General features: G+C 50.4%; 17 protein-coding genes. 7 read left to right on the top strand and 10 right to left on the bottom strand.

Annotated features, from left to right (window positions below; genetic code table 11):
• The 4 genes from EQU24_RS12115 to EQU24_RS12100 all read left to right on the top strand — a co-directional run bounded on the left by EQU24_RS12115 (position 1) and on the right by EQU24_RS12100 (position 2,743).
• The gene (locus EQU24_RS12115) at positions 1 to 336 is read left to right on the top strand and encodes an ASCH domain-containing protein (RefSeq protein WP_017839251.1); all 336 of its coding nucleotides are present in this window, start codon (positions 1 to 3) and stop codon (positions 334 to 336) included.
• A gap of 6 nt (positions 337 to 342) precedes the next feature.
• Entirely contained in the window at positions 343 to 609 is a 267-nt protein-coding gene (locus EQU24_RS12110; protein ID WP_026130003.1) for a GIY-YIG nuclease family protein, read from the top strand.
• 80 nt (positions 610 to 689) lie between these two features.
• Positions 690 to 1,901 (top strand): argininosuccinate synthase, encoded by a 1,212-nt coding sequence (locus tag EQU24_RS12105; protein ID WP_017839253.1) that lies wholly within the window; start codon positions 690 to 692, stop codon positions 1,899 to 1,901.
• 236 nt (positions 1,902 to 2,137) lie between these two features.
• Positions 2,138 to 2,743: a hypothetical protein gene (locus tag EQU24_RS12100; protein WP_017839254.1), complete on the top strand. Its 606-nt coding sequence runs from the start codon at positions 2,138 to 2,140 to the stop codon at positions 2,741 to 2,743.
• 458 nt (positions 2,744 to 3,201) lie between these two features.
• Here EQU24_RS12100 and EQU24_RS12095 read toward each other — a convergent pair whose 3' ends face one another.
• Positions 3,202 to 3,537 carry a c-type cytochrome gene (locus EQU24_RS12095; protein ID WP_017839255.1) on the bottom strand — a complete coding sequence of 112 codons (336 nt, stop codon included), beginning with the start codon at positions 3,535 to 3,537 and terminating at the stop codon, positions 3,202 to 3,204.
• A 1,564-nt stretch (positions 3,538 to 5,101) separates the two neighbouring features.
• Between EQU24_RS12095 and EQU24_RS12090 the strand changes: the two genes are divergently transcribed.
• Together EQU24_RS12090 and EQU24_RS12085 are read left to right on the top strand one after the other, a co-directional pair.
• Complete coding sequence (locus EQU24_RS12090; RefSeq protein WP_235726384.1) at positions 5,102 to 5,389, top strand: hypothetical protein; 288 nt, start codon at positions 5,102 to 5,104, stop codon at positions 5,387 to 5,389.
• 92 nt (positions 5,390 to 5,481) lie between these two features.
• Positions 5,482 to 6,714: a hypothetical protein gene (locus EQU24_RS12085; protein ID WP_209005070.1), complete on the top strand. Its 1,233-nt coding sequence runs from the start codon at positions 5,482 to 5,484 to the stop codon at positions 6,712 to 6,714.
• A gap of 376 nt (positions 6,715 to 7,090) precedes the next feature.
• Here EQU24_RS12085 and leuB read toward each other — a convergent pair whose 3' ends face one another.
• Positions 7,091 to 8,197, bottom strand: a complete 1,107-nt coding sequence (gene leuB, locus EQU24_RS12080; RefSeq protein ID WP_017839257.1) for a 3-isopropylmalate dehydrogenase — start codon at positions 8,195 to 8,197, stop codon at positions 7,091 to 7,093.
• An 89-nt stretch (positions 8,198 to 8,286) separates the two neighbouring features.
• On the bottom strand, positions 8,287 to 9,831 hold the full coding sequence (locus tag EQU24_RS12075; protein ID WP_017839258.1) for an alpha-isopropylmalate synthase regulatory domain-containing protein: 1,545 nt from the start codon (positions 9,829 to 9,831) through the stop codon (positions 8,287 to 8,289).
• A gap of 1,365 nt (positions 9,832 to 11,196) precedes the next feature.
• Between EQU24_RS12075 and EQU24_RS12070 the strand changes: the two genes are divergently transcribed.
• Positions 11,197 to 14,742 (top strand): response regulator, encoded by a 3,546-nt coding sequence (locus tag EQU24_RS12070; protein ID WP_017839259.1) that lies wholly within the window; start codon positions 11,197 to 11,199, stop codon positions 14,740 to 14,742.
• Positions 14,743 to 15,704: 962 nt separating this feature from the next.
• Here EQU24_RS12070 and cysG read toward each other — a convergent pair.
• The 7 genes from cysG to EQU24_RS12035 all read right to left on the bottom strand — a co-directional run bounded on the left by cysG (position 15,705) and on the right by EQU24_RS12035 (position 22,197).
• Entirely contained in the window at positions 15,705 to 17,087 is a 1,383-nt protein-coding gene (gene cysG / locus EQU24_RS12065; protein WP_017839261.1) for a siroheme synthase CysG, read from the bottom strand.
• A 222-nt stretch (positions 17,088 to 17,309) separates the two neighbouring features.
• The gene (locus EQU24_RS12060) at positions 17,310 to 17,684 is read right to left on the bottom strand and encodes a (2Fe-2S) ferredoxin domain-containing protein (protein WP_040575272.1); all 375 of its coding nucleotides are present in this window, start codon (positions 17,682 to 17,684) and stop codon (positions 17,310 to 17,312) included.
• A complete protein-coding gene (gene cobJ / locus EQU24_RS12055) occupies positions 17,677 to 19,035 on the bottom strand; it encodes a precorrin-3B C(17)-methyltransferase (RefSeq protein ID WP_017839263.1) in 1,359 nt (452 codons plus the stop codon). The genes EQU24_RS12060 and cobJ overlap by 8 nt, the downstream gene beginning before the upstream one ends.
• Positions 19,032 to 19,424: a cobalamin biosynthesis protein gene (locus EQU24_RS12050; protein ID WP_017839264.1), complete on the bottom strand. Its 393-nt coding sequence runs from the start codon at positions 19,422 to 19,424 to the stop codon at positions 19,032 to 19,034. Before EQU24_RS12050 ends, cobJ begins: the two co-directional genes overlap by 4 nt.
• Positions 19,421 to 20,158 (bottom strand): cobalamin biosynthesis central domain-containing protein, encoded by a 738-nt coding sequence (locus EQU24_RS12045; protein ID WP_017839265.1) that lies wholly within the window; start codon positions 20,156 to 20,158, stop codon positions 19,421 to 19,423. Before EQU24_RS12045 ends, EQU24_RS12050 begins: the two co-directional genes overlap by 4 nt.
• Positions 20,151 to 20,927, bottom strand: a complete 777-nt coding sequence (gene cobI, locus EQU24_RS12040; RefSeq protein WP_017839266.1) for a precorrin-2 C(20)-methyltransferase — start codon at positions 20,925 to 20,927, stop codon at positions 20,151 to 20,153. The genes EQU24_RS12045 and cobI overlap by 8 nt, the downstream gene beginning before the upstream one ends.
• Complete coding sequence (locus tag EQU24_RS12035) at positions 20,917 to 22,197, bottom strand: bifunctional cobalt-precorrin-7 (C(5))-methyltransferase/cobalt-precorrin-6B (C(15))-methyltransferase (protein ID WP_017839267.1); 1,281 nt, start codon at positions 22,195 to 22,197, stop codon at positions 20,917 to 20,919. The genes cobI and EQU24_RS12035 overlap by 11 nt, the downstream gene beginning before the upstream one ends.

The raw sequence follows: 22,197 nt of genomic DNA, 5'->3' as shown, positions 1-22,197 counted from the left end.
ATGTCCCAATACCCTGAGAAAACCTGTTCCATCGATCGTTTGATTCGTCATCCGAAGCTTATCGAGACCGCTAAGTCCGGTGTGAAAACTCAACAACGCCGGGACGGCGTTTATGCTTGGCCGGGAGAGGTTTTCGAGTTGGACGGAACGGCATTCGTCGTAACCGATTTGCAGCGCGAGCGTTTAGGCGATATGACCGATGAGCACGCCAAGGCGGAAGGTTATCCGAATTTGGAAAGCTATCGCGCGTTGATTCTATCGATGCATCCGGGTATGACCTGGGAGCCGGAGCACTTGGTTTGGGTGCATAGCTTCAAGATCAAACAGGACGACTAATTCGCGATGCAGTGGTTCGTGTATATGATTCTTTGTAGCGACGAATCGCTGTATACCGGCATTACTAATGATATCGACCGGCGTTTCCGGGAACATTCGGAAGGTAGACTGGGCGCCAAATATTTTCGAGGACGGCAAGCATCGCGTCTGGTTTATTTGGAAGGCGGGCACGACCGCAGTTCCGCAACGAAACGCGAGATTGCCATCAAGCGATTGAACCGCGCGCATAAACTGCTCTTATTGCGTTCGGATGTTAACCAATTAACCGGTTAACGCAGGATTCGATGCTATTGTTACGGCTTTTTTACGGTATAATTCACGGCATTTTTCAACTCAAGGTATTTTAAGGCGATATGTCCGATATTAATAAAGTGGTTTTGGCTTATTCCGGCGGTTTGGATACGTCGGTCATTTTGAAATGGTTGCAGGATGTATATTCTTGCGAAGTGGTCACATTTACCGCCGATATCGGTCAGGGCGAAGAAGTCGAACCGGCGCGCGCAAAAGCTCAGGCCATGGGCATCAAGGAAATTTATATCGACGATCTGCGCGAGGAATTCGCGCGCGATTTCGTGTTTCCGATGTTCCGCGCCAATACGATTTATGAAGGCGAATATTTGCTCGGTACGTCGATTGCCCGTCCGTTGATCGCGAAACGTTTGATCGAAATCGCCAACGAAACCGGCGCCGAGGCGATTTCTCACGGCGCGACCGGCAAAGGCAACGATCAGGTTCGTTTCGAATTGGGTGCTTATGCACTGCGTCCCGATATTCATATCATCGCGCCGTGGCGTGAGTGGGATTTGACCTCGCGCGAAAAACTGCTTAGCTATGCCGAGCAACACGGCATTCCGGTCGAAATGAAACGCGGTAAGGCATCGCCTTATTCGATGGATGCCAATTTACTGCATATTTCCTATGAGGGCGGTATTCTCGAAGATCCTTGGGCGGAGCCCGAAGAGTCGATGTGGCGTTGGTCGGTCTCGCCGGAAGCGGCGCCCGACGAGCCGACTTATATCGAATTGACTTATCAAGGCGGCGATATCGTCGCAATCGACGGCGTGCCTCATTCGCCCGCCGAAGTGTTGGAGAAATTGAATAAAGTCGCGGGCGCCAATGGCGTAGGTCGGCTCGATATCGTCGAGAATCGTTATGTCGGCATGAAGTCGCGAGGTTGTTATGAAACGCCGGGCGGTACGATCATGCTTAAAGCGCATCGGGCGATCGAATCTTTGACGCTCGATAGAGAAGTCGCGCATTTGAAGGATGAATTGATGCCGCGCTATGCCAGTTTGATTTATAACGGTTACTGGTGGAGTCCTGAACGGAAAATGTTGCAGGAAATGATCGATGCATCGCAGGCCAATGTCAATGGTACGGTTAGGATAAAACTGTATAAAGGCAATGTCATTGTGGCCGGTCGTGCTTCCGATACCGATAGCTTGTTCGACGAGTCGATCGCGACTTTCGAGGACGATGCCGGCGCCTATAATCAAAAGGATGCCGAAGGCTTTATTAAATTGAATGCATTGAGAATGCGTATTGCGGCAAAAAAAGGCCGTTGAGCCGATATGGGATCGTCTTGCTGCTTGGCTGCCTGACGATCCCGATAAAAAGCAGGACAATTCTATTTAAACTTGTATAATTGCCAGGTTAATTTTTTATCTCAAACCGCTTATTATTAGACATTACTGTGCGGTTCTCGGATGAAGGCGATTTATGCGGGTCAATTTTGTCAATAATAAAAAATTTCGGTGGGGAAGCTGTCAGCTAAGGAATTCCGTATCGAGAGGAAGAAATAATGAGCGAAAAGCTAAATTCGAACTCTGGTAATGGACGGGACAGTGGTTTGATCGTTGTGGAAAGAATTCCGTCGCATCAGAGTCTGGTAAAGGTAAACAGGGTTTTGATCTATGCGGTGTTTTTTTTAACAGCTATGGTCTTTCTGATGGGTTTTTTTCTTATGCCTACTCAGGACGCCATCAACCATTTAAAGGCCGTTCGAATAGAGCAGGCTTTTAATAAAACTAATAATCCTGCCATGTCCGCTGAAATCGATATTCTCAAGGCGCAGTTGATCGGTTTGATCAGCGGCTCGATAGAAAGCAAATTGACAACGCTCGAGCAAAGCGTGAAATTAGGTAGCGTCAATTATTCTTTGGGGACGATTGCGGATCTTAAAAACGATGTGAAGATGCTGCGCTCTTATTCCGATGCGGCTAAACCCAATCTTTCTGAAGCCAATAACGAACAGTTGCTGGCTGAAATGTCGCAATTAAAGAATCTGATTTATTTGACTTTAGGTTCCTGCGGCCTCATGCTCGCGGCAATTGCCGGCGTTTGGTTTAGAACGCGCAGAAGGCTAGTTCACCAAAATGCCCGTCGCGGTTTTTTAGGTAAGCATTAATTCTAATGCATCATCGTTCCTACGCTCTGCGTGGGAATGCATCCCTAGACGCTCTGCGTCACCAGTGGGCGATAAAACAAGCAAGAGTAACTCCTCCATTAGCGCCAACTTAGTGCTTATCACATAGTGCATTTGCCGCTTTATTTCGTTATATCGGCATGGATTTCCGATCTTCCGGTTACATAAGTGTGAAGCTAAGCATTGCCAACCGTGGTGCTGGATTCCGCCAATCCCTGGCGGAATGACCTGTTTTTCTGGTTCCCACGGTCCTCCCGTGGGAACCCATACCTTGGTAACCCCATGTAAGATTCGGTATGCATTCCCACGCTGGGGCGGTGGGAACGAGGAATGTGATGATACCAAAGTAACAAAAAAGCCGCTAACGGATAATCGTTAGCGGCTTTTTTGTTGGGCAAATCGGTCAAACGTTTAAGCTTGACCGACAACTCCAGTTACTTTTATTTGCTCAGGAATTCGTAAACAGCATCGATTGCTTGTTCTTCGCTTAAACCGGCTTTTTTGACCGGTCCCAAGCTCATGATCTGATCGGTAGCTTTAGGCATGCCGCCTTTACCCTCTTTCAATACGGTACCGAATTTTGCACGGTCTAAAGCGCCGCTTTTGATCAGTTCACGTAATTGCGGGTTTGATGAAATATCGTGGCAAGCACCGCAGCCGCGACCGAATGCGCGATCATAGATTTTTTTGCCGACCGCTGCGTCTCCGGCTGCGAATGCTTGGCTGCTTAAAGTCAGGGCTGCGAAACCTGCTGCTGCGATTAAGGATTTTTTCATTTTTGACCTCTCTTGGTGATTAAAAAAGAACCATAACCCGGTTACGGTTCGATTAAAAGTTAAAGCCGCAAAGAATAGGGGATTTAACGTAAAAATTCAAATACAATTTGTTTATTTTATTGGGATTATTTCCCGAATTGTTTCGCTAGGATTTTGAGATAAAGCGTGGTTGAGTTTCTGTAATCATTCGGTGTATTTGAAGGATTGTGTATAGGTTGTTGTTTTATAAGGAAGCGTGAGTGCGAATAGCTAAATTATGGCAGCAAGCCCGATTGCCTGTGGCTACGTGAGAATGCGGAAGTTTGCACATCATTAGGTTTAATCCTCATAAAAAAGTTAACTGAATAGCTATGAGTTTTTTAAACAAAACGCGTTACACAAAAAGTTCCGGTACTTCCATGTTCCGGTTAGCCATTGCCTTCGGCTGGAGGATAATAGTATGGGTATAGCGAAACAAAGATTGGCTTTCGTCCAATTAATGCTAAAAATTCAATGAAACTGTGCTGATTCTTTGGCATTTCAAAGTAAAAAAGCGCTTTGTTGAGGTGTATTATTGTTATGTCGGCTGAATATAAACTGAACCGAAATAATTATTTGAATGGCAAGCGGTTTGATGGGTAGATGATTTCGAGGTCTAATACTGAGGAAGCGACGCTTTCGCCGCGACAATCGAAGCCATTGTCGCTCAGTGATAATTGTCTTGTAAGGTGAGGCAGGAGCGCGATGGCCGCGTTTTTCCTCCCTGCGTGTGAATGCATACCGATCTTGCCTTGGTAGCCAAGGTATCACTGTCATTAAGTTAAGCCGTTCGTGGTGAGCCTGTCGAACCATGGACGGCTTAACTTATCGACCCAGGATTTTTCCATTCACCCTTTGACAGGCTCAGGGCGAACGGAAAAATCCTTAACTTAATGGCAGTGAGCCAAGGTATGGGTTCCCACGGAGGGCCCGTCGCCATAAGCGCCAACTTAAGGAAGGAACGCGTCATTCCGCCAGGGATTGGCGGAATCCAGGGCCACGGATGGCAATGCGTAGCACCACTTCCATGCAACATGGATATCGACAACCCATACCGATAGGACGAATAAAGCCATAAACGCACCATAGAATAGGCACTAAGTTGGCGCTTATGGGGCCCGTCGCTGCTATTAAGTTCAAACCATCACAGAAATTAAGTAATGCTTGCATTCAGGCTCTACTGAGCCTCAAAAGCTTGCCATCCATGGCGGAATGACGGGTTTCTCTTAACTTAATGGCAGTGACGGAGGACCCTGGGAACCAGTTAGATATCGTTTTGTCATTTTAGCTAACGTGACTTCGATACCATTTATTGTTACCTAACGCATCCGGCTTCGAAATCGCGATCAGGGGATCGCTCTAGGCTGTCGAAACGCATGCATCAAATCACATACCTTATTAATATTCAATAACTTAAAATCATTCTGGATGCAATCGTTTGACCAAAACGACAGCTTAAGCCGCTTTTATTTTTCTCATAAAGCGACTAATCAATGACTTAGCTAAAAGAAGCACAACTATATGGTTTATAATCGTTCACTTTACAGTGATTTTATTTCCTCAGCTTGTGGATTTAAAATTATCGCTGTATGCGGTACAAATAGGTCTTATTTTAACCCATCCCCCAAATACTATGCTTCAAATGTCAAAACTACTAAACAGCCGCGATGAATGGAAAAACAAAGCGACTGAGCGCGCAGCTGAGCTTCGTGAGCTTAGAAAAACACAAAAACGTCATTTGAAAAAAATAGCGGAACTGAAACGGAATAATTGCCAGTTAGAGCAGCTTGTCGAAGCAAAAAAAACATTACCTTCGAGCATCAGTCAACCCTAACAACCCAGGATATTGCTGTTGTACCCGCGAATCCTTCAACGGTTATTGACATAACACAAGCTCAGCAAACGCGACTTTTATGCGTGCTTATCGTGCTTGATGCGGTGGTTTCTTTTCGTAGCGTTCCGCGCATTCTTGAATTATTTCATTCACAAACATCGCTTGAATTACCGTGGACGCCACATTTTACTTCGGTGATTAACTGGAGTTTGCGCGTCGGCTTAGGGTTACTGCGCCAAGTGTGCCCAACGTGCGAGCCTTGGATTGCGATCATTGATTACTCCATTGATATAGGGACTAAAAAAGCACTGGTCGTGCTCCGCGTAAAAACACAGTCGCTGCGCCAACGCGGCAGCGCTATTCAATTACAAGATTGTGAATGTATCGGTCTTAAGGTGCGTGAAACGGTTAATCATCAGACGGTTTGCCAGGACTTAGAGGACATTTTTGCTATCGCCGGCGTACCTCAAGCGATTGTTAAAGACTGCGACTACACGCTGGCAAAAGGTGTGCGACATTGGTCGGCCAAACAAGGAAAACCGGTGCCCGTCATTGATGACATCGGTCACTGCATGGCCAGCGCGCTGAAAAGTCAATTTGAAAAAACAGCGGATTATAAAGCCTTTACTGCGGCACTGGGTCAAGGTGCGAAATGCCTGAGACAGACAGAATTTGCCTGTTTGACACCCCCTAAATTACGGACTAAAGGGCGTTTTCAAAGCATCAGTAAACTCGGTGAATGGGGGGCTAAAATGCTGGATGTCTTTGCCGTTAAAGGCGGCGCGAAGAAAGGCAGCGTGTTAGCTAAATTACGGACGGTGTTTCCGGGCTTTTTACGGATGAAACCCTTTATTGAGCGCTTCGCGTTGACGACTAAAATAGTCTCAGAGGTGATGGAAATCATTAAAAACAAAGGGCTTAACAAAGTCACCTACCAACAATGTTACCAATTATCAAAAACATTGCCGCGAAATTCTAAAGTCAAAACACACCTACAAGCTTGGTTAAAAAAGCATGTGCAGATTCAAGCAGAGCTGACCGAACTGCCGTTGTTAAGCAGTAGCGATATTATTGAAACGCTGTTTGGAAATTATAAATATATGCTTGAACGCAGTCCGCAAGCCGACATGAATCGCTCCGTGCTATTGATTCCTGCTTTATGTGGCAGTCGAAAAGAAGCGGTGATTGACCAGGCATTAAATAAAGCATTTCAAGTAGATCTAGCACACTGGGAGGAGAAGAATATCCCTTATACGGTAAGAAAAAAGCGCAAAGAATTTTTTAAACATAAAAGCCAAAAATCGGGGAAAATAATAACGGACTAGATCAGTCTTTCGACAGGCTAGAGCGATCCTCTGATCGCGATCTCGAGGCCGAAAGTCTTAAGTCACAATAAATGGTATCGAGGTCTCATTGGTTAAGGTTGCAAAAGGGTAATTTTTGACTTATGCATAACGATGAGAGCGGGGGCTTGGGAAATAGCGAAGTGGTTTAACTTCAACTATTAACCTGAAAAGAGCAGTTGAGAGCCTCAAACTCCCGTTCGCCCTGAGCCCCTTCGGCTACGCTCAGGAGAGCCCTGTCGAAGGGCGAACGGGAGTTTGAGGCTTCACCAGGCCGGTGAAAGTGTTGTAGCCCCTTCATGCTTCGACTTTACTCAGCACGAACGTCTACAACACATGCCAACTGCTCTTTCTAGAATTAAACTTTGGGCATATTCCGTAATTTTTCCACGACTTTGTCACCGAATTGCTCGGTACTGATCATCTTTACGCCGCTGCCGGGTTTCGACAAATCGGCGGTGGAGTAACCGTCGCCGAAAACACCTTGCATCGCATCCCATACATTTTTAGCTTCAGCAGCCATATCGAAGCTGTTTTCCAGCATCATCGCGACCGAACCGATCATGGAATAAGGATTCGCGATGTTTTTACCGGCGATATCCGGTGCTGAACCGTGCGACGGTTCGTAATAGGCTTTATCGGGACCGATGCAGGCCGAAGGCATCAAGCCGAGAGATCCCAATATGCCGCCGCCTTGGTCGCTGAGAATATCGCCGAACATGTTTTCCATGACCATGACATCGAACTGGGTCGGGTTCAGGCATAAGGCTGTTGCCGCCGCGTCGACCAGGAAGTTGACGACCTTGACGTCCGGATATTCCTTGGCCACTTCTTCCATGACTTCGTTCCATAACACGCTGGATTTCAGTACGTTGCTTTTGTGAATATTGTGCAGTAACTTGCGGCGTTTACTGGCCAATTTGAATGCTTCGTGCATGATACGACGAATTTGTTCCTCATCGTATTCCAGCGTTTCACGGACATAACGCAGTCCTTTGTCGTTGACACCCATTTCTTTTTCGCCGAAATACAGGCCGCCGACCAATTCGCGCACGATGATCAGATCGATCCCTTCGCCGATAATTTCAGGCTTGAGCGGTGAAAAATGCGCCAGAGATTTCGGTAGAGAAACCGGGCGGAAATTTGCGTAGGTATTGTAGCGACGGCGCATCGGCAGTAACGCGCCGCGCTCGGGTTGTTGGTCGATGGGGATTTTTTTTGCTTCTTCATGGCTCAAGCCGATCGGGCCTTTCAGAATCGCATCGGCTTGGTCGCATATATCGATGGTCGCTTGCGGGAAGGCGTCGCCGGTTTCGAAGTAGGCGCAAGCTCCGAACGAGGCGGGCATCAATTCGAAGGTAACGTCGTTACGCTCTTCGATGACTTTGAGAACCTTGAGGGCTTCGTGGGTAATTTCGGGGCCGATGCCGTCGCCGGCCAATACTGCGATTTTATAATGTTTCATTTTTTATGTTTTTAAGTGAATGGAAAAATTTAAAACTCAATACATCGTGAATTAGACTGTTGCCGAGTTTGTGTTCGCGGAGTCTGCCGCTATTCAGCGGAGGATTTCATTTCATGTAATTGAATGTTGATCAGTTTAATCGTGGCCATGATTCCAGAAAATACTTGATTGACGTGGACGCCTCGAGTTTTGCGTAATTCGTTCCCGCAATTCCACGTTATTACGCATTCGGTCAATGCATTGGCGTGGCCGCCCTTAGGTATGCGGACTTCATAATCGGCTAGTTCGGGTAATCGGTAGTCGTATTTTTTGAGCACCTTGCTGATTGCGTCGATGAAGGCATCGAAGCCGCCGCTGCCGGCGCCGGTAGCTTGGTGGTTTTCGCCTTGGATTTCGACGCGAAGGCTGACCGTGGATTGGAGGTCCAAGCCGCTATTGAGCGAGCAATTCAGCAATCTAATATGTTGATAGCTCTTGCTTTCGAGAACATCGGCGATGATGAACGGTAGATCGTCGGTCGTGATGGTTTGTTTGGAGTCGCCGAGGCTAACGATACGTGCGAGAACTTTCTTCTGGTCTTCTTCGGAAAGTTCGACTTCGAGTCGTTCGAGATTCTTTTTCAGCGAGGCCTTGCCGCTCATTTTGCCTAAGGCATAACTATGAGTTCGGGAAAAGCGTTCCGGTCCTAAGCGGGTTTTGTATAGGCCGCCTTTTTGGTCGCCGTCGGCATGGATGCCCGCGGTCTGTGTAAAGACATCGGCGCCGACGATCGGCGCATTTGCGGCAACGCGCTTGCCGGAAAAATTTTCCACCATGTTGCTGATGCGTACCAAATGACTTTCGTCGATGGACAATTGCATGTTCATTTTATCGCGGAGGACCACGGCGACTTCGGCTAGCGAAGCGTTTCCGGCACGCTCTCCCAAGCAATTGATGGTGCAATGTACGGCGCTGATGCCGGCCCTAACCGCAGCCATAACATTGGCAGTCGCCAAACCGTAATCGTTGTGCGGATGAAAATCGAACAATAAATCCGGGTAGCGCCCGCACATATCGTGGAAGCTGTTGAAAACTTCGTTCGGAGCCATGACGCCTAATGTGTCTGGCAGCATGAAGTGGCTGACCGGGCTATGCCGCAAGCGGTCCACGAGCCCATAGACATAATCGGGACTATCTTTGTAGCCGTTCGACCAGTCCTCCAGGTAGATGTTGATTATCAGGCCTTGTTCGTGAGCATAGGCGATGGTTTGCAGAACTTCGGTGCTGTGTTGTTCGAGCGTCTTGCCGAGTTGTTCGCGGCAGTGTTTTTCGCTGCCTTTGGCCAGCAGGTTGATGACCGATCCGCCCGTAGATCGAATCCAATCGACACTGCGCGTATGATCGACGAAGCCTAATACTTCGACGCGGTCGGCGAAACCTTCTTGCCGGGCCCACTGATTGATTTGGCTGACGGCTTCTTTTTCACCTTCCGACACTCGAGCCGAAGCGACTTCGATTCGATCGACGCGCAAAAACTGCAACAAGGCCTTGGCAATACTGACTTTTTCGGTCGGCGTGAAGGCGACGCCTTGCGTTTGCTCGCCGTCACGCAGGGTAGTGTCCATCAACTGAATGTGTCTTGACTCTATTGACATGATTTTCGCCTGTGGTTTCGATGCGAGTTAATGTGTGGAATGATGAAGGCCAAAGCCGATGCTCTCGTTTATGCTTTTCGAAAAGCATAAGCTACACGAAACCGCCTATTTTCCCCTAAAAGCACTTCATTTTGCAATTTTGAATCGACGCATGAAATGGAGTGCAACGGAATAATCGTATTTCTTCTGGCTCCCTTTATTGTTTTTCAGATTGCAATATCCCGGCGCCTCCTAAGGCACTGCTGAAATTTGAAGTGCGAAAGGTATAAATTCGTCAGTATAACCATGAAGCACATGAAGTATTTCAATAGAATACCTAAATATTCCCTCTAATCTATTGGATAGTAATTATTCACACCCCCTATCATTCCCACGCTCCGGCGCTCATCGTTATACATAAGTCAAAAACTACCCTTTTGCAATCTTAACCAATGAGACCTCGATACCATTTATTGTCACTTAACAAGTGGATCACCTAACGCCAGACGAACCGCGTAGGATACGCTGTGCGTACCATGGCAACCCCGCAATGTTCATGTGCCAACCGAACCTCCAGGGCACGGCTTTGGTACGCGCAGCGTACCCTACAATTTATGTATAATGATGAGCGCTCCGGCGTGGGAATGAAAACCGAGACGCTTTAGCATCTTGTACCGCTGGAGCGGTACTCAGGCGTTCCCCCGCAGAGCGTGGGAACGATAATTTACGGGGGGACTGAATAGTTACATTGGATAAATTAAAGTTCTATACAAATGAATCAACTTCTTATTCTCCATGATCTTCATGGTGAAATGTTTTTTTACTGTGAAAGTTCGTAGATTTGGACACTTTATCTAATTTTTCGATATACAAAGCTCTGTGCTGGCAATACCGGTTCCAGAGAGGGTGCGGTTGCTCGATCGACAGGCGTCGGCGGCAGGGAGCCGCCGTCGAGCCTACATGGACGTATTCACGGCGTCCTGTCGGGCGAGTGACCGCACCCTCCGCCACCAGAGAACTTTCATTTGCCGGGGCGATGGCTAGGCCTTCATGAACGTTAGGTTTAAGCATTGCTTGCTCAGATTAGGCGCTAGGTATTAGTAGCCTCAATACTATTAAATTGGGTTAATAAGCTTGAATGCGATATGTCGGGTTGCATAATTTAGCCGCTAGAACATAAAATCTAGTCTACACTCTATGTGGTAAGTTATTTATTGATCAGGTAAATAATCGATATTACAAAGGGTTGGCGTTAAATAAAAACAATAAAAACTCAATTTGAAAGCTAGCTTTTAACCCAGGCTGAATGGCTCTGTTAGGCTTGCACTAAACCGGCAACCGCCTTGATAAAGTCATTTATTTGTAATTTAGAGGATAACAGCCGTTTTGAATACACTACTCAATCGTTCAAGCAAGCACGATCCTTATCAAACGACTTTAGGTCGAGGCCGATTTTTTAAGGATTTTATGCTGCTATTTCTGCCCGTTAGCTTTTTAGTCATGGCAGGTACTTTGTTGTTGGGCGAATCGCGCATTCATGCCGAATTATCTATGCTGATGGCCGACGAAACAATTTTTGTCGAGTTGGGGCAAGGTCGCTTGGATCAAGAGTTGGCTGTTCCAATAGGTCATTTGATGAGCTTAATCGATGAAAATCCGGTTCGCAGGGTTTATCAGGCCCCGAATGGCTCGGACACGAGCTCTATGCAAGAAGCATTTTTTTCGTTAATGACGCGTAACCCAATTTATGACAAAGTACGCTGGATCGACGAACAAGGAATAGAGCAAGTGCGAGTCAATAACAGAAGAGGGCGCCCGATCGTCGTTCCTCACGACGAATTACAGGCTAAAGAGGACCGTTATTTTTTTAGCGATACCATGCTGCTTAATCAAGGGGAGATTTATATTTCCCCGCTCGATTTGAATATGGACGACGGCCGTATCGAGATTCCTTACAAGCCGACGATAAGGGTCTCAAGCCCAGTATTTGATGTGGCAGGTAAACCTCGAGGCATTCTCATCATTAATATCATGGCAAAATCCATGCTGGATGCTTTCGTCCAAAGCGCCGGCCCCGCCATTGACAGGTTGATGTTGGTCAATGACGAGGGCTATTGGCTAAAAAGCCCCAATGCACAGGATGAATGGGCTTTCATGTTTCAACAGGAAGCGACTCTGGCTACACGAAATCCTCGAGTATGGGAAGCGATAACCCGGCAAAAAAAAGGCCAGATCAGACTTGATGACGGTCTTTGGACATGGAGTTCCGTTTTGCTAACGCCCATACAAGATGCTCGCTTATCGCACAACATACACTGGAAAGTGATTAGTCATTTACCAATGGAAAAATTATCGACGGTGGAAAATAACGTTTGGTCGGCTAAGGTCGCGAGTGCTTCGGTGATCTTGCTATTGTTTGCGATAGGCATAGGGCGTCTAATTCAGGCAAAATCGGCGCGCGCTCTGGCCGAGAAGGAAGCGGCTCTGGCGCGGGGCGAAGCGGAGTCGGCGACTCGTTTACAAGAGGCTCAAGCGTGTTTTCGAATGTTATTCGAAGCAAATGCCAGCGGCTTGTTGGTCGTCGATGCCGAAGGGAAAATAGTCATGGCTAACCCGGCCTTCGAGAATCTATTCGGCTATCAAGTATCGGAAGTGATCAATAGACCTGTGGAAATATTGCTTCCCGAAAAGTTTCGTTCACGCCATGCCAGGCAGCGTAAAGATTATTTACAAAACCCAACGACTCGGGCGATGGGTGAGGGAAGAGACTTATATGGAACTCGCAAGGACGGTTCTATATTTCCGATAGAAATCGGCTTGAGTCCCTATCGGAGCGATAATCAACTTTTTGTCGTGGCAACCATTGTCGATATCTCCGAACGCAAGCGGATCCAAGATGCCTTGCTTCGAATGAATGAAACCTTGGAGCGAAACGTGGTCGAGCGTACCGCTGAATTACAGGCGGCAAAACAGGAGGCCGAACGGCTTGCCAGTGTTAAAGGCAACTTTTTGGCCAATATGAGTCATGAGATACGGACCCCAATGAACGCGATACTTGGATTGGCCTATTTATTGGAAAAAGCCGAACTTGGTACCGATGAACTTAATTTGGTGAAGAAAATTCGCATAGCCGGCCGGTCGTTGCTTGGAATCATCAACGATATTCTGGATTTTTCCAAAATAGAATCGGGGCGCCTTGAAATCGAGCACGCGCCATTTCGGCTGAGCGATGTGCTGGACAACTTAGCCACGCTCATGTCGTCCATCGAATACAGCAATAAAGTCGAATTGATTATGGGGCCGGCTCCCGAGGGTATCGAGTTTCTTCGGGGCGATGCGCTTCGGCTCGAACAAATATTGGTTAATTTGACCAGTAATGCGCTTAAATTCACACAGCAGGGGAGCGTTACGATCTCCGTCATCAAATTACCGCCCAAGGATGGCCGGGATTATCTACGTTTCAGCGTCCGCGATACCGGCATGGGTATCCCTATTGAAAAACAAGCGGAAATTTTTAATGCTTTTTCTCAGGAAGACACTTCGACGACACGCCGTTTCGGCGGAACAGGGCTGGGTTTATCGATATGTCGGTATTTGGTGCAAATGATGGGCGGAGAACTCGGCGTCAACAGCGAGCTTGGTATCGGCAGCGAGTTTTGGTTGATGCTGCCGATAGAGCGGGTTGAGCCTCAAGAGTATGTGCATCCGTCCATCGCGTTTCAAAACGTATTGATCGCCGACGATCATCCCGTGGCCAGGGAAATGTTGGCGGCAACGGTGCGTAGCTTGGGCTGGACTCCCGAGGTCGTCGAGTCGGGCGAAGAGGCTGTAGAACGGATTATCGAACGAGCACGGAATAATAAACTCCCCGATATTGTATTATTGGATTGGTGTATGCCCGGTGTTAATGGTCTCGAAGCCGGCAAACGCATAAGACAGGAGCTTGGCGATATTGCCGATGCTCCGATCATCGTTATTGCCACGGCTCATGACCGCGATGCATTGCTGCGCGAACCGGATGTGGCAATAGCCGATGCCGTCTTGCACAAACCGATTACCGCTTCTTCGCTCTATAATGCCGTATCCGATGCCAAACAGCGTCGTCAAGGCGAAAGGTCAATACAGCATAACAATACAACGCCATCCGAGAAACGTCTCAACGGCTTAAATCTGCTACTGGTCGATGATAGTGAGATAAACCGCGATATGGCAAGGCGTATTTTGGAAGCCGAAGGGGCTACCGTTTATTTGGCGGACGACGGTCATGCGGCCTTGCAATGGTTAAGACTGAATCCGGATTTGGCCGATGTAGTTTTAATGGATATACAAATGCCGCTCATGGATGGTTATGAAGCGACTCGGCAAATTCGTGAAGTCCTTGGCCTGACTCTGTTGCCTATTGTGGCGCTGACCGCCGGTGCATTCAAGAATCAACAGGCTGCAGCGCTCAATGCCGGGATGAATGGATTCATTGCCAAACCGTTCGATGTCGAGGAATTAATCGCTTATTTGCAACAATATGTTACCGGTCCACAAGTAACGGCTGATTCTAAGAATGAGCCGATCGCTTCAGCTAAGAAAGACGATTCACAGTTTCCCATGATAGATATAGACAGAGGCCTTAATAATTGGGGGGATGCTGCAACTTACTATAAATACTTACAAAAGTTTGCCGAATCGCACGGATATGACGGAGACGAAATCGCCAAAATGATGGCTCAAGGCGAGCGGGAAAGTGCTCTTGCCTTGGCGCATAAATTGAAAGGAACGGCAGGAAACTTGGCGCTGATACAAGTGTGGAAGTTGGCTGAAAAGATCGAGTCTAGTCTTTTAAAAGACGGAGCTACGATAGATGAGTCGATTCAACAGTTGCAGCTTATATTGAACGATACGTTGCGCGAAATCGGCCGTCTGAATGGTAAAGATAAGTAAAATGATGCGATGTTGCCGAACCCGTATTGCTCGAGCTTGAAAAAACTTCCTGATTAGCAAGATGCTTCAGCTTGCCGAGGCCAAGTATCCGAGCAAGGACCAGTCGTAGTCGCAAAAACTAAAATATGCTGTTACCCAAGCTCCAGCTTGGGTAACCTGTTCAGGAAGCTCTAGCTTCCCGAAAATCAAGAAAGATTGAACGAGCGAGCGAGTCGGGTTTGATTCAGAATGTGCGGAGGTTGTGTCGGTCTCAGGAAGCTGGAGCTTCCGGGGTGTCTTTCCCAAGCTGGAGCTTGGGAAATAGCGTGATGTGGGTTGGCCGTTTTTAGCTTGACGCGCATGGCTTGCAAACCCCGTCCTGCTAGGGGATATGCTGATCTTTGGGCTTTAGCTGAAGAAACTTGCTAATCAGGAAAAACTTTGCCTCGGCAGATGCTGAGACCTATTCAGGAATTAGTGGATAGCTTCGATCTTCGTGCCGCCGAGGAACAAACCGGGCAACTAATTTATCGCTTGAGCAATGATATGGAGTGAAGACCATGATGGTAAATGGTCCGATTTTATGTGCCGACGACGAATCTTATAACTTAGGTCTATTGAGAATGGCGTTGAAAGAACATCACTCACTGGTATTCGCTCGTAGCGGCAGGGAAACCCTGCTTGCCGTCGCGAAACATCGCCCCGCTTTTTGTCCACGAAACACACGAAAATATTTAATTACTGGGAAAGTTCGTTGCCCGTATGCAGCGTAAGCGGAATACGGGGATTGCGTGACCTCGAACGTCCCGGATTGCACTTGCGCTCCATCCGGGCTACGCGGTTAAGCTTTCATTTGCTGGGGCGATTGCCAGGCTTTCCTGAACGTTAGTTATACTCTCCAAGTTGCTCACCCAATAGAAGGTTCAAAAGATTTATGTAACAACCGTGTGTATTTTGTGATTTTCGTGGACAAATCTTCGAATCTAGGTTGAAAACCAGTTCAATTGCCGATGCAGATTGACGACCGTACCGACGATGGTCAATGCCGGCGCATCGCTTTCGGCAAATTCCGAATAGGCAGGCCTATCGCTTAGCGTGCCGATGAACACGCGTTGCTTGTGTGTCGCGCCCGATTGAATCACGGCGATAGGCAGGTCGGCAGGGCAGCCATGATCGATCAGAGACCGGCAAATGCTTTCAAGGCCCGATATCCCCATATAAATGATTACCGTTTGCTTGGGTTTGGCCAATTGCCGCCAATCGAGATCGATGCGGCCGTTTTGGATATGACCGGAGACAAAAGTGCAGGACTGTGCATGATCTCGGTGGGTCAACGGAATGCCCGAATAGCTTGCGCAACCCGACGCTGCGGTAATGCCGGGAACGATTTGAAAGTGAATGCCCGATTGCATCAAGGTTTCGATTTCTTCGCCGCCCCGGCCGAATATGAAAGGATCGCCGCCCTTTAGACGCGCCACTTTTTTGCCCGATGAAGCCAGTTCCGCCAGCTGCCGATGGATGGCCGCCGGCGTCAGACTGTGATTACCGTCTTGTTGGCCGACAAAAATGGTTTCGGCATCGCTGTGCGCGAGTTTAAGAATTTCGCCGGAAACCGAGCGGTCGTAAACGATGACATCGGCTTGCCCTAGTAAGCGTAGGGCTTTGAACGTCAGTAAATCAGGATCGCCCGGGCCGGTGCCGATCAAGTAAACCTCGCCTTGTCTGTCTGCGGCGCCGGCATGGTCCAGCTGCGTAAGCAATTGACTCTCTGCTTCTCGTTGCCGGCCGGTAAAAATTAATTCGGCGACGCGGCCTTGTACGATAGTCTCCCAGAAATTTCGTCGCTGACGGGCTTGGGGGATTTGTTGTAAGACTCGGGCTTTAAGCTGTTCGATGAATCCTGCCAATAGCCCGAAGGAGGCCGGAATCGCCGTTTCGATCTTCGCGCGAAGCAGTCGCGACAAGACCGGCGATGCGCCGCTCGAAGAGACAGCAATCAGCAGCGGCGAACGATCGATGATCGCCGGAAAGATAAAACTGCATAGGTCCAGGTTATCGACGACATTGACTGGAATTCGGCGTTGATTGGCTAGCGTTGCGGCTTTAGCATTAGTGAGGCGATCGTCTGTCGCCGATACCACCAAGCGCATGCCGTCGATGTCGTCGCTCGTGAAGGCTTTTCGGCGAATAATGATGGCATGTTCGTCTTGAAGGGCGGCGACCGCTTCGCCGACTTCCAACGCGACCACGACGACCTTGGCGCCCGCGCGAAGCAACAGTTCGATCTTACGGGCCGCGATATCGCCGGCGCCAACCACCAAGCAAGGTTGGTCTTTTATGTTCAAGAACAGCGGAAAGAAGTCCATGACTATCGATTGTTAATGTGCGTTTGTATAAATCTGCATAGGTTTAGCCAATTCGATCTCGATAGCATTGATTGTATTCTGACGTTTGCGGCTTTCCCTCACCTAACGCTAGTGAACGCTAGGTGAGGGACGATCAGGGAATCGCTCCCACAAAAGATGCCTAAGATGCGGTCTTGACAGGTGATTGAAATACCGCATCATTCACTGCTCACTGCTCACTGCTCACTGCTCACTGCTCACTGCATCAGCAGAACAAGCGCGATGATAAATCAATTCCTCGACCGGTTTGCCGCCGAGCAAATGCTCGTCGATGATGCGTTGCAGATTGGTTTCGTTGACGTTGTAGTACCAAATGCCGTCGGGTTGCACGCACATGATCGGTCCGGATTTGCAGGTGGCGAAACAGTGCGTGCGGGTACGCTTGACTCTGAGCGCGCCTTTATCGATGCCGGCGGCTTTGAATTTTTCGCCCAAAGTTTCGAATAATGCCTGCGCTTCGCCGTCTTCGGTGCAGCGCGGACCGGTGCAAACTAGCAGATGGCGCTTGTAGTCGCCCATTTTGGGTTTTTCGGGCATGGAGGGTGTGTGATTAGTCATGATGAATATCCGATGTTAAGGTTTGGCATAATTCCTCGCGGTCGTCCCGGTAGCGCTGCAAGGCTCGGGCGTCGAATCCGGCATCGCCGGCGACCAGCCATAGATTGAACAACAAATCGCCCTGAGCATCGGTCACTTGAATGCCGTGAGCCTTCTCGCCGCGGCTGACGAACCAGGTTTGCCGGGCCTGACTCCAATCGATGTGTAAATGAAAGGCGTCGTTGACAATGTTCAGCCAATCGTTTTTTTTCTGTAAATCGGCGCCGTCGATCAACAATTCGGCCACCGCACCGCCTTCGCTGCGAACCACGGCGCGTAATTTGCCCCAGTGCGGCAACGAATCCAACAAGCCGTCTTGCAGGTCCTGCCTCACTTGCCGCGCGGTGAAACTACCGGCTGACTCGTCAGGCGTCGACTGGCCGACGGCATCGAGTATTTCAGCCAGCGGTTGACCGAAATACGCCGCCGTTTTTTGCAGCGTCGTTTCGGGGGTGTCGCGTAAATAACGGCGGACTGCGCCTTTCCAGCCGTCCAGGCCCATGCTCAGCGAACGGCCCGCTTGTTCGCCGTCCCGTGTTTCACCGGTCAGAGCATCGTATTTGTTGGCGTAGCCGCGCGGCGTTACCATCAAGCCTTCGCGGACAAAGGTGCTGCTGTTGCCGACCAATACAGTGGTCAACATGCCGATATCGCAATCGGCCATGTCGGCCAGCTTGACGAGTTGAATGTTCTGCAAGGCGCGGTAGCCCGATTTGACGATGGCCACCGGCGTTTCCGGGCTGCGGTGGCGTAACAGAATGCGTTGCGCTTCGACGATATGCTGGGTACGACGGCCGCTTTTCGGATTATACAAAGCCACTACGAAGTCGCCTTGCGCGGCGCTTTCCAAACGCCGGGCAATGACCGGCCACGGCGTCAATAAATCGGACAACGAAATCGAACAAAAATCATGAGTCAACGGCGCGCCGACCAAGGAGGCGCAACTAGACAGCGCGGTGCTGCCGGGAACCACTTCCACTTCAATCGGATCGTCGGGCGTCCAGCCGCTGTCGAGCAATAATTCGTAAGTCGGGCCGGCCATGCCGTAGACGCCGATGTCGCCGGAGGAAATCAGCGCGACAGTCTTGCCTTGTTTGGCATGCTCGTAGGCTTCGATGCTGCGATCGAGTTCTTCGGTCATGCCTTTTTTGATCACTTCCTTGCCGTCGAGCAAGTCCTTGACCAGTTTGATATAGGTGCTGTAGCCGATCACGACATCGGCTTCGGCTATCGCTTCTCGGGCTCGAAAGGTCATGTGTTCGTGCGCGCCGGGACCGATGCCGACCAGTAAAATTTTTCCTGTTGGTGTCATGGTATTCTCGCTATCGACACGGTGGCGTTTTTGCCGTCCGCGCCTAGGTGTTTGTGTTTTTCGACCAGCAAATCTTGCATATCGCCGTTCGCGGCCAGTATGGCGGCGGCTTCGGCCACGGCCGGAGTGCCCATGTATTTCAATACCACAGCCGACGGATTCGGCACCGGAATACTCGCCAGCGCTTCGGCAGGATAATAATACAGCGGCCAATCCCGGCTTGCCGCCAGTTGCATTAACGCAGTCTCATCTTGTTTTTTGTCGATGCTGGCGAGCCCTGCAATCGCCGATTCGTCCAGGCCGCAGCTTTGCAAGGCCTGCGCCAAGGCCTCTTGCAAGGTGGCTAGACTCGCATGACGGTCGCAGCCGATGCCGATCATGACTTTCATGACGGGTCCTGCGGCGGTCGGTAGACCACGAGCCTTTCTTCGAGCCGCTGCCAGACGGACGGATCGATTTCCCGGTGCGTGACCCATAAAATCGACCGGTAGCGTTCGAGATCGACATCCTCGAAACGCTCGAAACGGTGTATGTTGTCCGGTAACGGCGTCGGCCGGGTCCACCAATTTTTACTGCCGGCTTCCTGTACGAAAGCGATCGGCAATTGATTGACCACATCCGCCGAAACGCGGGTGATGTTGATCTTTGGCGCTTCCACTCGCCAGCCTAATTCGCGGCCGAGAATGTCCACCGGAATGGTCTTGCCGACATCGGATGCGGTGGTTAGAACCGGTGTCGCGTTGAGCAGCGCGGACACTTTTTCGGCATAGGCATTGGCACCGCCGACATGGCCCGACAGCACCGGAATCACGAATTGCGCGGCATCGTCGATGACTAGTATGCCGGGGTCTTCGTCCTTGGACTTGAGATGCGGCGCGATTAAGCGCACGACCGCACCGAGCGACACCAAAAAAATGAGCTGATCGTAAGACTCGAACAAGTCTGCGATCTGCGCGCTCAATGCACCCTGATAAACCTTGCGGATATTGGCGAACTCGCTCAGATGTTCGGCCTGTTTGGCCGACACCACGACTTCGGCTTCCGGGATTTGCGGGGCCAAGCGGCTGGCGATGGCCGCGCCGTGTTTGGTAATCGCGATAATCGCAACGCGCACATCATGCATCGGTATTTTCCTTTTTCTTGCGGCAGCCGCGTTGCATCTCGCCACGCCGGCGGCCCGGGTTTTTGATAATCATCAGGGACAGATAATTGACCTTTTGCCCCCGTAAACTTGCCAGATCATGCACGACGCGCTCTTCCGGCGCGCCGGCTTTTTCGATGAAATAGCCGTAGTCGAGTAAATCGCGGCGTTGCAAGAGCTCGATGATGTCGTCCAGTAAGGGTTTGACTTTCAGCAGCACCAGTGTATCGAAATCGTTCAGCATGCGTTCGATCTGTTCGATGCCGTAGCCGGCCGGGACGATCGCGACAGTGTCGTCGACATCGGCCAACGGTTCGCCGCAACGCGCCGCGGCGGCGTGAAACGAGGCCACGCCGGGAATGACTTCGACCGGTACTCGGGGTTCCAGCGCGCGAACGCTACGTTGCAAATGACCGAAGGTGGAATAGGTCGAGGCATCGCCTTCGACTAGAAATAGCACATCTTGGCCTTGTTGCAACCGTGTCAATACGGTTTGCGCCGCTTCTTGCCAATAACGCTCCAGGACTTCGCTGTCGTGGGTCATCGGAAAATGCAACGGGCTATGTTCACCGGGCATCGCGAGTCCGGCGCGCAAGGCGATGTCCAGCGCATAGCTGTCGCTGTTTTTTTTGCGCACCGGGTAAGCCCAATGGCCGGGGCCGGAGAGTAAGTCCCAGGCGCGTCGAGTAATCAGGCCGGGGTCGCCGGGCCCGAGCGAGATGCCGTAGAGGGTGCCGAGTTTATTGTTCATGATGAGGTATTGCTGAAATGATCCATACCGGGTTTTCCGCTTGTAATCGGTGCATATCGAGTATCGGACTGCTGCGCGATGCCTGAATTTGGCAGGCGTCCCAGTCCGCGCCCAAGCGCTTTAAAGTATCGATGGCCGTCGACAGGTTTTCCAGGGTCGCGAAGTTCATCACCAACCAGCCGCCGGGCCGCAAGCGCTGCAAACACAAGTCGATCAATTCGGCCAGTTCGCCGCCGGAACCGCCGATGAAGACCGCATCGGGGTCGGGCCAGGCGTCCAAAAATTGCGGCGCCTTGCCGTGGACGACGCTGTAATTTCCGATGCGCCAATTGATCCGGTTCTGCTCGATGTTGTCGATGTCGCCGGCATTTTTCTCGATCGCATAGACATGACCGTCCGGGCATAAGCGCGCCGCTTCAAGCCCGACCGAGCCCGATCCGGCGCCGATGTCCCAGACGATGCTGCGGCGCGTCAACTGCATGCGCGCCAGCGAGACGGCGCGTATTTCGCGTTTGGTGATCAGGCCTTTTTCCGGTTTGCGCTGACGAAAACTCGCATCGCTCAAACCGAACAGCACCGGCGCCGGCGCCGGCGCTTTGCGTTTCAGAATTGCTACATTGGGGTCGGCGTAGACGGCTTCGGCCGCTTCGGCGATGCCGATAAAGCCGGTGACGCGCTGTTCGTTTTGCCTCAGGCGCTGGGCAACCGCGATATCGAACTGGTCCGCCAAACCTTCGCTTTGCAACATGCGAGCGATGCGTGCCGGGGTATTGTCCGGACTGGTTAATACCGCCAGCAAGTCTTTGCTTCGACAATGCCGCATCAGTTCATACAGGCCATGTTGCGGTGTGGCTCCCGGCGTCCACTCGCCGGCATCCTTGCTATGCACCGAGACGATGGTAGCCGATTGCCAGGGCAATCGCAGTTCGGCAAAGGCCAGTTGTATGCTGCTGAGATTCGGCAGTATTCGGACCCGGGCCGGGTCCAGTTTGCCGGTCAAATAACCCGCGATGCCGTGGCACAAAGGATCGCCGCTGGCCAAGACCGCCACCGGCTCCTCGTCGGCCAAGGCCGCGTCGATCCAGTCCGGCACTTGCGTGAGCCGGGCGGTCAAATCGTAATGCCGGGCTCCGGCGATGTCTTCCGCCAGTACCGCTAGCAAGCGGTTGCCGGCGATGACGTGCTTGGCTTCGCGCAACGATTGCAAGGCCTCGCAGCTCAAGCTGGCGGCGCCGTCGTCGAGCACGCCGATGATAGTGCACAATGACAT

It is taken from the genome of Methylotuvimicrobium buryatense (assembly GCF_005931095.1).
In the GTDB taxonomy this organism is placed as follows: Bacteria; Pseudomonadota; Gammaproteobacteria; order Methylococcales; family Methylomonadaceae; genus Methylotuvimicrobium; species Methylotuvimicrobium buryatense.
The sequence above is the reverse complement of the archived record's forward strand: the minus strand, read 5'-3'. Positions and strand labels throughout refer to the sequence as shown.

Bases quoted from the DNA above. Each gene is read 5' to 3' on its own strand.
- EQU24_RS12050 (WP_017839264.1), bottom strand. From the start codon at position 19,424: ATGAAAGTCATGATCGGCATCGGCTGCGACCGTCATGCGAGTCTAGCC.
- leuB (WP_017839257.1), bottom strand. From the start codon at position 8,197: ATGAAACATTATAAAATCGCAGTATTGGCCGGCGACGGCATCGGCCCC.
- EQU24_RS12045 (WP_017839265.1), bottom strand. From the start codon at position 20,158: ATGCATGATGTGCGCGTTGCGATTATCGCGATTACCAAACACGGCGCG.
- cysG (WP_017839261.1), bottom strand. From the start codon at position 17,087: ATGGACTTCTTTCCGCTGTTCTTGAACATAAAAGACCAACCTTGCTTG.
- EQU24_RS12035 (WP_017839267.1), bottom strand. From the start codon at position 22,197: ATGTCATTGTGCACTATCATCGGCGTGCTCGACGACGGCGCCGCCAGC.
- cobJ (WP_017839263.1), bottom strand. From the start codon at position 19,035: ATGACACCAACAGGAAAAATTTTACTGGTCGGCATCGGTCCCGGCGCG.
- EQU24_RS12115 (WP_017839251.1), top strand. From the start codon at position 1: ATGTCCCAATACCCTGAGAAAACCTGTTCCATCGATCGTTTGATTCGT.
- cobI (WP_017839266.1), bottom strand. From the start codon at position 20,927: ATGAACAATAAACTCGGCACCCTCTACGGCATCTCGCTCGGGCCCGGC.
- EQU24_RS12095 (WP_017839255.1), bottom strand. From the start codon at position 3,537: ATGAAAAAATCCTTAATCGCAGCAGCAGGTTTCGCAGCCCTGACTTTA.
- EQU24_RS12110 (WP_026130003.1), top strand. From the start codon at position 343: ATGCAGTGGTTCGTGTATATGATTCTTTGTAGCGACGAATCGCTGTAT.
- EQU24_RS12060 (WP_040575272.1), bottom strand. From the start codon at position 17,684: ATGACTAATCACACACCCTCCATGCCCGAAAAACCCAAAATGGGCGAC.
- EQU24_RS12100 (WP_017839254.1), top strand. From the start codon at position 2,138: ATGAGCGAAAAGCTAAATTCGAACTCTGGTAATGGACGGGACAGTGGT.
- EQU24_RS12105 (WP_017839253.1), top strand. From the start codon at position 690: ATGTCCGATATTAATAAAGTGGTTTTGGCTTATTCCGGCGGTTTGGAT.
- EQU24_RS12075 (WP_017839258.1), bottom strand. From the start codon at position 9,831: ATGTCAATAGAGTCAAGACACATTCAGTTGATGGACACTACCCTGCGT.